The organism is Stenotrophomonas acidaminiphila (assembly GCF_014109845.1).
Taxonomy (GTDB): Bacteria; Pseudomonadota; Gammaproteobacteria; order Xanthomonadales; family Xanthomonadaceae; genus Stenotrophomonas; species Stenotrophomonas acidaminiphila.
Window position 1 is genome coordinate 1,587,236 of sequence record NZ_CP043567.1, and the last position, 15,223, is coordinate 1,602,458.

Below are 15,223 nucleotides of genomic sequence, written 5' to 3' on the forward strand. Positions count from 1 at the left end.
GATGCGCAAGGATCCCGTCGAACTGCTGCTGCGGGGCCTGTACTCGGCCTTGCTGTACCTGCTGCTGCCCATCACCGTCTATCACCTGGTATGGCGCGGCTTCCGCGTGCGCGAGTACTTCAAGCGCTGGGACGAACGCTATGCGTCGTATCCGGAAAGCGGGCGCCGGCCCTGCGTGTGGCTGCACGCGGTATCGGTGGGCGAGGTCAATGCCGCCGCGCCGGTGGTGGATGCGCTGCGCAGGCAGCGCCCGGACATCCGCTGGGTCATCACCACCATCACCCCCACCGGTTCCCAGCGGGTGCGCGCGTTGTGGGGCGACGCGGTGGACCACGTCTATCTGCCCTACGACGTGCCGGGCAGCGCCGGCCGTTTCCTCGATCATTTCCGCCCGAGCCTGGCGTTGATCCTGGAAACCGAGTTGTGGCCGAACCTGTTGTTCGGCTGCCGCGATCGCCGGATCCCGGTCTACATCCTCAATGCGCGGCTGTCGGCACGCTCGCTGAAGGGGTATCGCCTGCTGCGGCCGCTGGTCGGGCGCGCGCTGCGCACGGTGACCTGCGTGGCCGCGCAGTCGAGCGAGGACGCGTGCCGCTTCGTCGTGCTCGGCGCACGCCAGGAGCAGGTCTGCGCACTGGGCAACCTGAAGTTCGATATCCACCCGCCGGATCCGGCGCCGCTGCTCGCCGCGTTCCATGCGCATGTGCCGGCCGGGCGCGTGACCTGGATCGCCGCCAGCACCCACGAAGGCGAAGAGCAGGCGGTCATCGACCTGCATGCGCGCGTGCTGGAGCGGTATCCCGATGCGCTGCTGCTGTGGGCGCCGCGGCATCCGGAGCGGTTCGCCAAGGTCGAGGCGTCGGTCCGGGCCCAGGGCTGGCGCGTGGCCACGCGCAGCGCCGAGCAGTGGCCGGGCGCCGACACCCAGGTGTTCGTGCTCAACACGCTGGGCGAGCTGATGCCGTTCTTCGCCTGCGCGCAGGTGGCCTTCGTCGGCGGCAGCCTGCAGGCCATCGGCGGGCACAACCTGCTGGAGCCGGCGGCGATGGGCACGGCGGTGATCACCGGCCCGCACCTGCACAACTTCGCCGAGATCTCGCGGCGGATGAGCGAAGCCGGGGCGCTGAGCATCTGCGGCGACGCTGCCCAGCTCGGCGACGAACTGCTGCGCCTGCTGGGGGATGCGCCGGCGCGCCGGCAGAGGGTCCAGGCCGGCGCCCAGCTGGTGGCCAATGGCCGCGGCGCGCTCGAGCGGACCCTGGAACTGATCGGGCCGCGGCTGCCGGCACCGGAGTAGGGGGCGCGCTTGCCGGGTTCCCGCGCCGCATGATGGCGCATACGCGAAAGGCGGGCCCAGGCCCGCCTTTCGCATGTCCACGCCGGTGAAGCGACGGGGCTTACTGCATGCTGCCCGCCGCCAGCTGCGCCTCGGCATCCTGGGTCAACAGGCGGTTGATGTCCTGCACCTCGGCCACGTCCAGCGCGCCGATGGCCTGGCTGAGCTGCAGCCGGCTGAGCAGGAAGGTGTAGCGGGCCTGCGCGTAGTCCAGCTTGGCCTGGAACAGGGTGCGCTGGTTCTGCACCACGTCCAGCACGGTACGGGTACCGACTTCCAGGCCGACCTGCGAGGCGTCGTACGCGCTCTGCGCCGACACCACGGCCAGGCGCCGTGCCTCGACCTCGCTGATACCCGCCACCACGGCCTGGTAGGCATTGCGGGTGTTGCGGTCCAGCGCGCGCTTCTGCTGCTCGTAGCCGTCCTGGGCGATGTCGCGCTGGGCCAGGGCCTGGCGCACGTAGGACTGGGTGGCGCCACCGGAGAAGATCGGCACGTTCAGGGTCAGGCCGATCGAGTTGGTGGTCGCGTCCGGGCCGAACGAGGAGCCGCCGACGCTGTCGCCCCAATTGGCGCTCTTGCCCCAGCTGCCGCCCAGCGACAGGGTCGGGTAGTGGCCGCCGCGGGCGGCCGAGACACCGGATTCGGCGGCGTTGACCTTCAGTTCCTGCGCCTTCAGCGCCGGGTTCTGGGTGATCGCATCGGCCACCAGCTTGTCGACGTCGCCGCGGTTGGCCGGCAGTTCCGGACGGAAGTCCTCCGGCAGGCTGCGCAGGCCCTGCACCGGCTGCCCGGTCAGTTCGCTCAGCGCCTGGTAGGCATCGGCCAGGGTGTTGCGGGCGAGGATGGTGTTGGCGCGCGCCTGGTCGTACTGGGCGCGGGCTTCGTGCACGTCGGTGATCGGTGCCAGGCCGACTTCCAGGCGCTTGTCGGCGTAGTCGAACTGCTTCTTGGCGGCCGCTTCGTTGGTCTGCGCGGCGCTGAGCGATTCGATCGCCACCAGCACGTTGAAGTAGGTGGTGGCGGTGCGCACGATCAGGTCGTCGTTCGCCGATTCCAGGTCGAAGTCGGCTGCCTTGCTGATTTCGCGCTGGGTCCGCAGGTTGGCGAACTGGGTCCAGTTGAACAGGGTCTGCTCACCGGAGATGCCGTACTTGCGCGAGGTGGTGGTGCTCGAGCCACTGACGCCGTCCTGCGAGGAGCGGGTGCGGTTCAGCGACGCCGAGCCGCCCAGCGACGGCAGCAGCGCCGCGCGGGCCTGCACCTGGCCTTCCTTGGTGTACAGCCGGTTGGACTCTGCGGAGGCCAGCTGCGGGTCGCCGTTGCGGGCCATTTCATAGACCTGCATCAGGTCGGCGGCATTGGCCGCCAGCGGCGAGAGGGCGACAGCCAGCGCAAGGGCGAGGGATCGGCGGATCATTGCGGCTTCCTTGGATGTAGCGGATCAGAGTTGGAACTGCGGGGCCGGCGCGGCACCCAGCAGATAGTCGATATCGGTTTCGAACAGGGACTGCACGCTGCCGTCGGCCTTGATCAGCGCCGCTTCCATCACCGGCGAGCGGCCCTGGATGACGAACAGGCGGCCACCGGGGCGCAGCCACTTCAGGATGTGCGCCGGCACGGTATCCACCGCGCCGGTGATGCAGATGGCGTCGAAGTGGCGCTGGGTCTGCCAGTGCAGCGCGTCGGCGACCTCGATGCGCACGTTGGAGCCGAGCTTGGCGGCATCCAGGTTGTCGCGTGCGCGCGCGGCCAGCTCCGGCTGGATTTCCAGGCTCAGCACTTCACGGGCCAGTTCGCCCAGGCAGGCGCTGATGAAGCCGCTGCCGGTGCCGATCTCCAGCACTTCGTCGCCCGGCTGCAGGTCCAGCGCCTGCAGCATGCGGCCTTCGAGCACCGGCTTCATCATCTTCTGGCCATGGCCCAGCGGCAGTTCGATGTCGGCATAGGCCAGCGCCTTGTGCGACTCGGCCACGAAGGCTTCGCGCGGCAACCGCGCCAGGACGTCCAGCACGCGCAGGTCCAGCACGTCCCAGGGACGTACCTGCTGTTCGACCATCATTTCGCGGGCGTGGGAGTAATCGATCGTCATGGTGTCTCGTCAATCCGGCGCAGTGGGCCGGCCATTTTACCGGTTGGCGCGGGCAGTGCGGGGCAAGCATCGCCGTGCCCGCGGCAGGCCCGCAGTGCCGGAAGTCACCACGACCTCCGGTTCGTTCAGGTTAGGGGCGGGGCGCATAGGCGCGGATGAAGAAGTCGACCGTGGTGGCGATGTGGGCCTCGGCGTCGGGCTGCTCCGGGGCCGCGCACAGCCCGCACATCATATGCGCGTGCAGTTCCCCCTTGATCAGGCAGAAGAACTGGCGCGCGGCCAGGCGCGGGTCGTCGATCGCCAGTTCGCCGCGGGCCGCGCGGGCCTCCAGGAACTCGGCCAATGCGCTTTCGGTGCGCTTGGGCCCGGCCTGCCAGAACATCTCGCGGATCCGGTCGTCGGTTTCCGGGGTCATCATCATGCGCTGGGTGGCGATGGCCTCGTCGCTGCTGATCAGCGCGAAGAACGCATGGCCGATCCCGCGCAGCTGCTCGCGCAGCGGGCCTTCGCTGTCGGTCACGAACAGGTCGTCGGGCATCATCTCCACGCACTTGGCCTGGATCGCCTCGAAAAACAGGGTCTCCTTGTCGCCGAAATGGCTGTAGACGGTGAGTTTGGAAACGCCGGCGCCGGCGGCGATGCCGTCCATGCTCACGCCGTTGAAACCCTGTTCGATGAACATTTCCTTGGCCGTTTCCAGGATCGCGGCACGCTTGCCCAGGTCCTTGGGGCGGCCGGGACCGGCGCCGCGCGGGGTCGGCTTGCCGGTGGGGTGGGAAGGATGATGCGAAGACATCTGACAATACTAGACCAGCTGGTTCGATATTTATACTATACCGCCTCGTTCAGTAATGGCGGTGAACCGCCATCCCTCCCCCTTTCATCTCCCAGCGATCCTTACCCATGAACATTGCCCCATGGATTGGCGGTTCCCTGCTGGTGGCCCTGTTGGCCGCCTGCGGCAAGTCCGAGCCTGCTCCCGCACATGCCGTACCGGTTCTGGTCGTACACCCCCAGGACAGTGGCCAGGCCATCACCGCATACCCCGGCGAAATACGGGCGCGCGAGGAAACGGTGTTGTCGTTCCGGGTGGGCGGCAACCTGCTGCGGCGCGAGGTCAATGCCGGCGAGCGGGTGCGCAAGGGCCAGTTGCTGGCCGAGCTGGACGTGGCCGATTACGCGCTGCAGGCGCGTGCGGCGCAGGCGCAGTACGCCGCCGCCGAGGCCGACCTGGTGCGCGCCCGCGACGAACACCGGCGCTACACCGCACTGGCCGCCCAGCAACTGGTCAGCCGCTCCGCGCTGGATGCGCAGACCGCCGCGCTGAAGGTGGCGCAGGGCCAGGCCGACGCGGCCCGGTCCAACCTGGACGTGGCCCGCAACCAGGCCGCCTACGCGCAGTTGCGCGCGCCGGCGGACGGGGTGATCGCCAGCCGCCAGGCCGAGGCCGGGCAGGTGGTCGCCGCCGGCCAGGCCATCTACACGCTGGCCGCCGACGGCGCCCGCGAGGTCGCCATCGCCCTGCCGGAGAGCGGCATCCGCGAATTCGCGGTGGGCCAGGCGGTGGAAGTGGAGTTGTGGAACCGGCCCGGCAAGCGCTGGCCGGGCACGATCCGCGAGATCGCGCCGGCCGCCGACGCCCAGGCGCGCACCTATGCCACGCGCGTGAGCCTGGCGGCCGAAGCGCTGGATGCGGTGGAGCTGGGGCAGAGCGCACGCGTCTACGTGGCCCACGGCAAGGGCGGCGCGCTGAGCGTGCCGCTGGCGGCGGTGCAGCCGGGCCGGACCCGGCAGCAGGCCGGGGTATGGGTGGTGGATCCGGCCAAGGGCACGCTGCACCTGCGCCAGGTGACGCTTGGCGCCTACGGCGCCGAGCGCGTGCCGGTGCTGTCCGGGCTGGCCGCCGGCGACTGGGTGGTGGCCGCCGGTGGCCACCTGCTGCGCGAGGGCCAGCCGGTGACGGCGGTGGACCGGGCCAACAAGCCGGTCCTGGCCGCACCCGCTGCGGCCCGGAAGGAGGACTGAGGCGTGCGCCGCTTCAATCTTTCCGAGTGGGCACTGGGCAACCGCGCGCTGGTGCTGTTCATGATGATCGCGCTGGCGGTCATCGGCACGTGGTCCTACAAGCACCTCGGCCAGTCCGAGGATCCGCCGTTCACGTTCAAGGCGATGGTGGTGCAGGCGGCATGGCCCGGGGCCACCGCCGAGCAGGTCTCGCGGCAGGTGACCGAGCCGATCGAGAAGGCGCTGATGAACACCGGGCAGTTCGAGTTCATCCAGTCGTACTCGCGGCCGGGGGAATCGCAGGTGATCTTCATGGCGCGCGACTCGATGCGCTCCAAGGACGTGCCCGAGCTGTTCTACCAGGTGCGCAAGAAGGTCGGCGACATCCGTTCGCAGCTGCCGGCCGAGGTGGTCGGGCCGTTCTTCAACGACGAATTCGGCGACACCTTCGGCAACATCTACGCGTTGACCGGCAAGGGCTTCGACTACGCGCTGATGCGCGACTACGCCGACCGCATCCAGCTGGAGCTGCAGCGCGTGGCCGACGTCGGCAAGGTCGACCTGCTCGGCCTGCAGGACGAAAAGGTGTGGATCGAGCTGTCCAACACCAAGCTGGCCACGCTGGGGGTGTCGCTGCAGCAGGTGCAGCAGGCGCTGGCCGACCAGAACGCGGTCACCCCCGCCAGCTGGTTCGAGACCGGCAGCGACCGCGTGCAGATGCGGGTGACCGGGCAGTTCAATTCGGTCGAGGAGATCGCCGCGTTCCCGATCCGCGCCGGCGACCGTAGCGTGCGCCTGGGCGACATCGCCCAGGTCAGGCGCGGCTTCGCCGACCCGGCGTCGCCGAAGATGCGTTTCATGGGCGAGGACGCCATCGGCATCGCGGTGGCGATGAAGAACGGCGGCGACATCCTCAAGCTCGGCAAGGCGCTGGACGACGAGTTCGCGCGGCTGCAGAAGACGCTGCCGGCGGGCATGCAGCTGCGCAAGGTCTCCGACCAGCCGCATGCGGTGAAGGATTCGGTCGGCGAGTTCGTCAAGGTGCTGACCGAGGCGGTGGTGATCGTGCTGCTGGTGAGCTTCTTCTCGCTGGGCTGGCGCACCGGGCTGGTGGTGGCGGTATCGATCCCGCTGGTGCTGGCGATGACCTTCTTCGTCATGCACCAGTTCGACATCGGCCTGCACAAGATCTCGCTGGGCGCGCTGGTATTGGCGCTGGGACTGCTGGTGGACGACGCGATCATCGCGGTGGAGATGATGGCCACCAAGATGGAGCAGGGCTACGACCGCCTGCGCGCGGCGAGCTTCGCCTGGGAGTCGACCGCGTTCCCGATGCTGACCGGCACGCTGATCACCGCCGCCGGCTTCCTGCCCATCGCCACCGCCGCCTCCAGCACCGGCGAGTACACCCGCTCGCTGTTCCAGGTGGTGACCATTGCCCTGGTGGTGTCGTGGATCGCCGCGGTGCTGTTCATCCCGTACCTGGGCGACAAGATGCTGCCGGACCTGCACAACCCGCAGCCGCCGCGGCCGGGCAGCCTGGCCGCACGCTGGCATGCGCTGCGCCTGCGCTGGGCCGACCGCAATCCGGCGCTCGCCAACCTGGTCCGGCCCAGGCAGCTGGAACACGACCACGACCCGTACAAGAGCGCGTTCTACCAGCGCTTCCGGCGTTTCCTCGATGCCTGCCTGCGACGCCGCTGGCTGGTGATCTTCGCCACCATCGGCCTGTTCGTGTTTTCGCTGGCGATGTTCCGCTTCGTGCCGCAGCAGTTCTTCCCGGACTCGACCCGGCCGGAGCTGATGGTGGACATCGAGCTGGCCGAAGGCGCGTCGCTGGCCGCCACCCAGGCGCAGGCGCACAAGCTGGAGGCGCTGCTGAAGCAGCGCCAGGACATCGCCAACTACGTCGGTTACGTGGGCAGCGGCTCGCCGCGCTTCTACCTGCCGCTGGACCAGCAGCTGCCGGCGACCAATTTCGCCCAGTTCGTGGTGCTCGCGCAGGACATCCACGCCCGCGAGGCGGTGCGCGACTGGCTGCTGAAGGAGGTGGTGCCGCGGTTCACCGACGTGCAGCTGCGCGTGACCCGGCTGGAGAACGGGCCGCCGGTGGGCTACCCGGTGCAGTTCCGCGTGTCCGGCGAGCACATCGACCGGGTGCAGGCCATCGCCCGCCAGGTCGCCGACAAGGTGCGGCAGAACCCGCACGTGGCCAACGTCAACCTCAACTGGTCCGAACCGAGCAAGGTGGTACGGCTGGTGGTGGACCAGGAGCGCGCTCGCGCGCTGGGCGTGAGCAGCGCGCAGATCGCGCACTTCCTGAGCAGTTCGCTGTCGGGCATGCAGGTGAGCACCTACCGCGAGGGCAACCGCCAGATCGGCATGCTGCTGCGCGGCCCGGACGACGAGCGCGCGCGGCTCGACATGCTCGCCAGCCTGGCCATCCCCACGCCCAGCGGCACCGCGGTGCCGCTGTCGCAGGTGGCCCGGCTCGAGTACGTGTTCGAGGATGGCATCATCTGGCACCGCAACCGCCTGCCCACCGTCACCGTGCGTGCCGATATCGCCGACGGCCTGCTGCCGCCGGAGGTCACCGGGCAGATCCTGCCGGCGCTGGACGGCATCCGCGCCGCCTTGCCGGACGGCTACCTGCTGGAAGTCGGCGGCACGGTGGAGGATTCGGCGCGCGGCCAGAACTCGATCAAGGCCGGCATGCCGCTGTTCCTGGTCGTGGTGGTGACCCTGCTGATGCTGCAGCTGCGCAGCTTCTCGCGCGCGGCGATGGTGCTGGTCACCGCGCCGCTGGGCATCATCGGCGCGACCCTGTTCCTGCTGATCTTCCGGGTGCCGTTCGGCTTCGTGGCGCTGCTGGGCACCATCGCGCTGGCGGGCATGATCATGCGCAACTCGGTGATCCTGGTGGACCAGATCCAGCAGGACATCGATGCCGGGCACGACCGCTGGCACGCGATCATCGACGCCACCGTGCGCCGCTTCCGCCCGATCGTGCTGACCGCGCTGGCCGCGGTGCTGGCGATGATCCCGCTCTCGCGCAGCGCGTTCTACGGCTCGATGGCGATCTCGATCATGGGCGGGCTGATCGTCGGCACGGTGCTGACCCTGGTGTTCCTGCCGGCGCTGTACGCGGCCTGGTTCCGGGTGCGGCCGGACGAGGCGGCGAGCTGAACGGCGCATCCGCCGCGGCCTGCCGGCGGATGTCCGTAACTTTGCGGTGGTAGATTTGAGCGGCGCGGCCGGCCAGGGTGGCCGGCCGCGCCAAACCGCGAGGGGAGACGGTTCTGTTGGTCCGTAGCATCCAGATCGTCCGGCACAGGGATGCAGGCGCGTGCAGCGCATGGCTGGCGTCCTGGTATGGATGCGTGGTGCTGGTGCTGGCCTGCCTGGCCTGGCTGCCAGCGGCGCGCGCCGCGGATGGCCGCCACTACATGGTCAGCGGCTGGACCATGGACGACGGCCTGCCGCACAACCTGGTGCATGCGCTGGCGCAGGACCGCGATGGCTTCATCTGGGCCGGGACCTGGGAAGGCGTGGTCCGTTTCAATGGCCGCCATTTCACCGTTTTCGACCGCCAGAACACCCCCGGCGCGGAACTGTCGGGGGTGTTCAGCATCCTCGCCGAGCCCGACGGCGGCGTCCTGTTCGGTACCGCGGCCGATGGCGTGTTCCGCCATTACCGCGGGCGCTGGCAACGCCTGGGCGAGGCCGGCGCCCGCCGCCTGCCGGTCACCGCGCTGCTGCGTGGCGCCGGCGGCGAACTGTGGATCGCCTCGGCCAACCGCCTGCTGCGGATGGATGCGCGCGGGCGCATCCACGACGCCGGTGCCGACGCCGGCCTGCCCGGCGTGCGGGTCAATGCTCTGGCCGACGGCGGCGACGGCGCGGTGCTGGTCGCCACCGATGCCGGCGCCTATCGGCTGCAGGACGGGCGCGCCATGCCCTGGGCGGACTGGGCGGGTACCGATCCGGTGCGCGGCATTGCCGGCGACGGTGCCGGCGGCTGGCTGCTGGCCACCGACAATGGCGTGTTCTGGCGCGACCGCGCCGGCACGGTCGAGCATCTGCACGCCGGCGACCGCGTCGAGGCGGTCCTGCGCGATGCCATCGGCGCGATCTGGATGAGCCTGTCCAGCGGCGAACTGCTGCGCCATGCCGGCGATGGCGACGAACGCCTGGATATCGCCGGCCCGGTCAGTGCGGCCCTGCTCGCCGACCGCGAGGGGCTGATCTGGATCGGCAGCACCGACGGCCTGCACCGCGTGGCCGAGGTCGCCGCGGTCGGTTTCAGCCGCAGGGACGGGCTGGGCAGCGACTATGTCCGGGTGGTGCTGCAGAGCGAGGACCGGGCGCTGTGGATCGGCCACGCCGAAGGCCTGGACCGCTGGCACCAGCGGCGCATGCAGCGGATAGGGCTGGGCGAGGGAAGCGGCCGCGACCCCTCGGTGCTGGCGCTGGCCTGGCGCGACGGCACGCTGTGGGCGGGTACCTACGACCAGGGGGTGTTCGCGCTGGATGCGCAGGGCCGGGTGAAACAGCGGATCCGCTTCGGCGGCCCGCGCGAGCCGATCGTGCGGGCGCTGCTGGCCGACCCCGACGGCGGCCTGTGGATCGGGGGTACCCACGGCCTGAGCCACTATCGCGATGGGCGCCTGCGGTTGCGCCTGGACAGCAGGGAGCAACCCGCGGCGGCGGTGCAGGCGCTGTACCGCGACCCCGACGGCACGCTGTGGATCGGCACCACCGGGGGCATGGCCGCGCTCGGGCCCGACGACGCGTTGCGCACCTGGAGCGCGGAAAGCGACGTGCCCGCGCAATACGTGTTCGACTTCCTGCGGGACCCGGGCGGCGACCTGTGGATCGCCAGTGATCGCGGCCTGCTGCGCATGCGCAACGGTACCTTCCGGGTCTACGACCATCGCCATGGCCTGCCGCGCGACAAGCTGTTCCGGATCATCGACGACCAGGCCGGGAACCTGTGGCTGCCCAGCAACATCGGTGTGTTCCGCATCGCCCGTGCGGAACTGGACGAGATCGACGCCGGTACCCGCCGGCAGCTGGCCGTACACGTGCTGGACCGCAGCGACGGCATGCCCGGCAGCCAGGGCAACGGTGCCTCGATGCCGGCCGGATGGCGCGTCAGCAACGGCGCGCTGGCATTCCCGACGTCGGCCGGGCTGGGCCTGATCGACCCGCGGATCGCCGGCCGTTACGACGGCAAGGCGTCGCCGGTGGTGTTCGAGGCGGTATCGGTGGATGGCGTGGCGCAGGCGCCGGCGGCGCTGCTGCGGCTCGAGCCGGACGCGCGGCGGCTGGCGGTGGCCTACACCGCGCTCAATTTCCGCGCGCCGGACAAGATGCGCTACCGCTACCGCCTGCACGGCTTCGATGCCGCCTGGGTGGAGGCGGGCAAGGGCACCGAGGCGGTCTACACCAACCTGCCGCCCGGCCAGTACCGGCTGGAAGTGCAGGCCATGGCGCTGCCGCTGGACTGGGCGCGGCAGTCCGAAGTGGGGACGGCGGAGATGGCGCTGGAGGTCGTGCCGCCGCTCTGGAAGCGCACGTCCTCGCGCGTGCTGCTCGGCCTGGCATTGGTGGCGGCCGTGGTGCTGGGGTTCTGGCTGCGCACCGCCAGCTACCGGCGCAGCCAGTACCGGCTCAGCCGGGTGATCGCGGCGCGCACCGAGGAGCTGAGCGACAAGAACCGCGCGCTGGAGCTGGCCGGCGCCGAGCGCGACCGGCTGCTGCAGCGGCTGGAACACCAGGCCACGCACGACGTGCTGACCGGCCTGCCCAACCGGCGTGCGGCCGAGCTGCACCTGCGCCAGGCGCTGGAACGCGCCGGCGATCGCGGCGAACCGCTGTGCGTGGCGCTGATCGACATCGACCATTTCAAGCAGATCAACGACCGCCACGGCCACCACGGCGGCGACCGGGTACTGCGCGAGGTGGCCGAACTGCTGCGCCAGCAGCTGGACGGCGAGCAGTTCGTGTCGCGGCACGGCGGCGAGGAATTCCTGGCGGTGCTGCGCGGCCTGACCCTGGAGCAGGCGCTGCAGCGGCTGCAGGCGCTGCGGCTGGCACTGGCCCGCGCGCGCATTGACGAGGTGGATCCGGGGCTGGTGGTCACCGCCAGCATCGGCGTGGCCGAGTGCCGCCCGGGGCAGGAATCCCCGCGCACGCTGCTGGCCGCCGCCGACCGCCAGCTCTACCGCGCCAAGCGCGAGGGCCGCAACCGGGTCTGTGCCGCGTAGCGGGCAGCGCCCGCTGCGGCCCGGCGGTGGGCGCGGCGCTCTACAATCGGGTGTTCTCCCAGCCAGCGAGTCCGCGCATGCGCACGCTTTATCCCGCCATCACGCCCTACGACACCGGTACGCTCAAGGTCGACGAGCGCCACACGCTGTACTACGAACAGTGCGGCAACCCCGACGGCAAGCCGGTGGTGATGCTGCATGGCGGGCCCGGTGGCGGCTGCACGGCGAAGATGCGCCAGTTCCACGACTCGGCGAAGTACCGGATCATCCTGTTCGACCAGCGTGGCGCGGGCCGTTCCACGCCGCACGCCGACCTGGTGGACAACACCACCTGGGACCTGGTGGCCGACATCGAGACGCTGCGCGGGCACCTTGCGGTCGACCGCTGGCAGGTGTTCGGCGGCAGCTGGGGCTCGACCCTGGCGCTGGCCTATGCGCAGGCCCATCCGCAGCGCGTGACCGAGCTGGTCCTGCGCGGCATCTTCATGCTGCGCCGCTGGGAGCTGGAATGGTTCTACCAGGAAGGCGCCAGCCGCCTGTTCCCCGATGCCTGGGACCACTACGTCAACGCGATCCCGGCGGTGGAGCGGCACGACCTGATCTCCGCCTTCCACCGTCGCCTGACCAGCGATGACGAAGCCACCCGGCTGGCCGCGGCCAGGGCATGGAGCGTATGGGAAGGCGCCACCAGCTTCCTGCACGTGGACGACGACTTCATCAACAGCCACGAGGACCCGCAGTTCGCGCTGGCCTTCGCCCGCATCGAGAACCACTACTTCGTCAACGGCGGCTTCTTCGAGGTCGAGGACCAGCTGCTGCGCGACGCGCACCGCATCGCCGACATCCCCGGGGTGATCGTGCATGGCCGCTATGACGTGGTGTGCCCGCTGGCCAACGCCTGGGACCTGCACAAGGCCTGGCCGAAAGCGCAGCTGCACATCACCCCGGCCTCGGGGCATTCGGCGTTCGAAGTGGAGAACGTGGACGCGCTGGTGCGCGCCACCGACAGCTTCGCGGGTTGATCGCGGCCGCCACCGCCACGGCGGTGGCCCGGCGGTGCCGGCCGGCGGCCGGCACTACCAGCGCGCGGCCAGCAGGGCCTCGGCCAGTGCCTGGAGCTTGGGCGAACGCTGGCGCGACGGCGGGTAGATCAGCGACAGTTCGCGGCTGCGGCCCTCGAATGGCTGCAGCACGCGCTGCAGGCGACCCTCGGCCAGGGCGTCGGCCACGGCAAAGTCCATCACCTGCACGATGCCGATGCCGGCGATGGCCGCTTCCACCAACGGGTCGCCGCTGTCGAACACCATCCGCGCCGGCGGCGTGAACTCGCCCAGCTGCCCCTCCTGCAGGAACTGCCAGTCCACCAGCCGGCCGCTGCGCAGGTTGCGCACCGCCAGGCAGGCATGCGCGCGCAGCGCCTGCACATCGGCCGGCCTGCCGTGCCGGGCGAGGTAGTCCGGGCTGGCCACCGTCACCCAGCGCAGCGGCCGCAGCGGGCGGGCCACGATGCGCTGGTCGGCGATGACGCCGGTCCGCAGCGCGGCGTCGAAGCCTTCCTCGACCAGGTCGACCAGGCGGTCGCTCAGCACCGCTTCCACCTGCAGCTGCGGATGCCGCTCCAGCAAGGGCGCCAGCAGCGGCACCAGCACTTTGCGCCCGAACATCGACGGTGCGCTGATCTTCAGCGTGCCCGACGGCGTGCACGGGCGGTCCGCCAGCTGCCGCTCGGCATCCTCCAGGCCGCACAGCAGGGGGGCGACCTGTTCGACGAACTGGCGGCCGTCCGGGGTCAGCGCCACGTTGCGGGTGTTCCGCTGCAGCAGCTTCACTCCCAGTGCGGCCTCCAGCCGGCTGATCGCGCGCGAGAGCCCGGGTTGGCTCAGGCCAAGCTGGCCGGCCGCCACGGTGAAGCTGCGCGCCTCGGCCACCTGTACCAGCATGCGCACGGCATTGAGGTCCATCGCGGATCCATTCATGCGCTTGATCATCGCAGATATGGTCATTCATGGGTTTATTGATCGAGCTGCATCAAAGAGACTGCGCTCCCCCCTCGACGTGCCATCGCCGATGCCTTCCCTGAAATACCCACGCCGGGCACTGGCCCTGCTGGCCACCGCGCAGCTGATCATCGCCCTGGATGCCACCATCATCTTCGTCGCCCTGCATGACATGGGCCGCGCGCTGCAGATCAACGCGCAGCAGCTGCAGTGGGTGGTCAGTGCCTATACGGTGGCTTTCGGTGGCAGCCTGCTGCTGGGCGGCCGTGCCGCCGACCTGATCGGGCGCCGCCGGTTCTACCGGCTGGGCATGCTGCTGTTCGCCCTGGCCTCGCTGCTGGGTGCATGGGCGCCGGATGCCACGCTGCTGATCCTCGCGCGCGCCGCGCAGGGCATCGGCGCCGCATTGCTGTTCCCGGCCACCCTGGCACTGATCAACACGCTGTACGCCGAAGGCCCGGCGCGCAACCGCGCGCTGGCGATCTGGAGCATGGCCAGCGCGGTCGGTCTGGCGCTGGGCACGCTGCTCGGCGGCGTACTGACCCAGGCTTTCGGCTGGCCGGCGGTGCTGGCGGTGATCGTGCCGCTGGCCACGGCATGCGCCGTCGCCGCCGGCGCATGGCTGCCGGCCGATGGCCCGCGTGCGCGGGGCCGTTCGTTCGACCTTGCCGGCTGCATCGCCGTGACCCTGGGCGGCAGCCTGCTGGTGACCACCCTGGTGCAGGGGCCGGAATGGGGCTGGGCGGCGCCGGCCACGCTGGGCTGCCTGCTGCTGTCGGCGCTGCTGCTGGTCGTATTCGTGTGGATCGAACGGCGCAGCCGCGATCCGCTGATGCAGTTCGCGCTGCTGCGCCTGCCCGGCCTGCGTGCCGCACTGGGCCTGACCTTCGCCTTCATGAGCAGCTATGGCGTGCAGTACTACTTCATGGCGCTGTATTTCCAGGATGGCTACGGCTGGAGTCCGCTGCAGGCCGGACTGGCCTTCCTGCCGGCCACCGCGGTGTGCACGGTCGGCATCCGGCTGGCCGAGTGGACGCTGCGGCGCTGGCGCGCGCGCACGGTGCTGGTCGTGGGGCAGCTGGCCGGCGCCCTGGGCATCGCCTGGGTGGCGGCGATGCTGCCGCATGGCGCGTACTTCTGGCCGTTGCTGCCCGGGGTGGTGGTGCTGAGCATCGGCCAGGGCATGACCTGGACTTCGATGTGGATCGTGGCCGGGCAGGGCGTGCCGGCCGCGCAGCAGGGCGTCGCCTCGGGCATGGCCGCGACCGCGCAGCAGATCGGTGGCGCGCTGGGCCTGGCGGTGCTGGTGATGGTCGCCAACGCCGGTGCCGGCCCGGCCGGTTCGCCGGGCGCGCTGGCCGGCCTGGTGCGCGCCGAGTACGGCGCGGCGTTGTTCGCGCTGCTCGGCGTGGTCATCGCCCTGGGCCTGCGCGTGGCGCCGCCAGACCGTGCGGCCCGCGGATGCCTGGCCAACGACGCATGACCGGGCTGCTCGACCCCACCAGGTGCTGCGGGGTGCTTGCCG

At 70.5% G+C, this 15,223-nt stretch carries 10 protein-coding genes; 6 read left to right on the plus strand and 4 right to left on the minus strand.

The window, feature by feature from the left end; genetic code table 11:
* Position 1 precedes the first annotated feature (1 nt).
* Positions 2-1,297 (plus strand): lipid IV(A) 3-deoxy-D-manno-octulosonic acid transferase, encoded by a 1,296-nt coding sequence (gene waaA / locus F0P95_RS07180; RefSeq protein WP_182336289.1) that lies wholly within the window; start codon positions 2-4, stop codon positions 1,295-1,297.
* A gap of 100 nt (positions 1,298-1,397) precedes the next feature.
* Here waaA and F0P95_RS07185 read toward each other — a convergent pair whose 3' ends face one another.
* From F0P95_RS07185 to F0P95_RS07195, 3 genes are all read right to left on the minus strand, one after another.
* A complete protein-coding gene (locus tag F0P95_RS07185) occupies positions 1,398-2,756 on the minus strand; it encodes a TolC family outer membrane protein (RefSeq protein WP_182336290.1) in 1,359 nt (452 codons plus the stop codon).
* Between the two features lie 24 nt (positions 2,757-2,780).
* Complete coding sequence (locus F0P95_RS07190; protein ID WP_182336291.1) at positions 2,781-3,428, minus strand: protein-L-isoaspartate O-methyltransferase family protein; 648 nt, start codon at positions 3,426-3,428, stop codon at positions 2,781-2,783.
* Between the two features lie 130 nt (positions 3,429-3,558).
* The gene (locus F0P95_RS07195; protein ID WP_182336292.1) at positions 3,559-4,224 is read right to left on the minus strand and encodes a TetR/AcrR family transcriptional regulator; all 666 of its coding nucleotides are present in this window, start codon (positions 4,222-4,224) and stop codon (positions 3,559-3,561) included.
* A gap of 107 nt (positions 4,225-4,331) precedes the next feature.
* On the opposite strand from F0P95_RS07195, the gene F0P95_RS07200 reads away from it, so the two are divergent.
* The 4 genes from F0P95_RS07200 (at position 4,332) to pip (ending at position 12,723) form a co-directional block, all read left to right on the plus strand.
* Complete coding sequence (locus F0P95_RS07200; RefSeq protein ID WP_182336293.1) at positions 4,332-5,453, plus strand: efflux RND transporter periplasmic adaptor subunit; 1,122 nt, start codon at positions 4,332-4,334, stop codon at positions 5,451-5,453.
* 3 nt (positions 5,454-5,456) lie between these two features.
* Positions 5,457-8,618, plus strand: coding sequence for an efflux RND transporter permease subunit (locus tag F0P95_RS07205; protein WP_182336294.1), 3,162 nt, complete (start codon positions 5,457-5,459; stop codon positions 8,616-8,618).
* Between the two features lie 194 nt (positions 8,619-8,812).
* On the plus strand, positions 8,813-11,701 hold the full coding sequence (locus F0P95_RS07210; RefSeq protein WP_232528914.1) for a ligand-binding sensor domain-containing protein: 2,889 nt from the start codon (positions 8,813-8,815) through the stop codon (positions 11,699-11,701).
* A 77-nt stretch (positions 11,702-11,778) separates the two neighbouring features.
* Positions 11,779-12,723, plus strand: a complete 945-nt coding sequence (gene pip / locus F0P95_RS07215; protein WP_182336295.1) for a prolyl aminopeptidase — start codon at positions 11,779-11,781, stop codon at positions 12,721-12,723.
* 54 nt (positions 12,724-12,777) lie between these two features.
* Here the strand turns inward: pip and F0P95_RS07220 are convergent, their stop codons facing one another.
* Entirely contained in the window at positions 12,778-13,662 is an 885-nt protein-coding gene (locus F0P95_RS07220) for a LysR family transcriptional regulator (RefSeq protein WP_182336863.1), read from the minus strand.
* A gap of 106 nt (positions 13,663-13,768) precedes the next feature.
* Here F0P95_RS07220 and F0P95_RS07225 point away from each other — a divergent pair, with 106 nt between their 5' ends.
* Complete coding sequence (locus tag F0P95_RS07225) at positions 13,769-15,181, plus strand: MFS transporter (protein ID WP_182336296.1); 1,413 nt, start codon at positions 13,769-13,771, stop codon at positions 15,179-15,181.
* Positions 15,182-15,223: the final 42 nt, after the last annotated feature.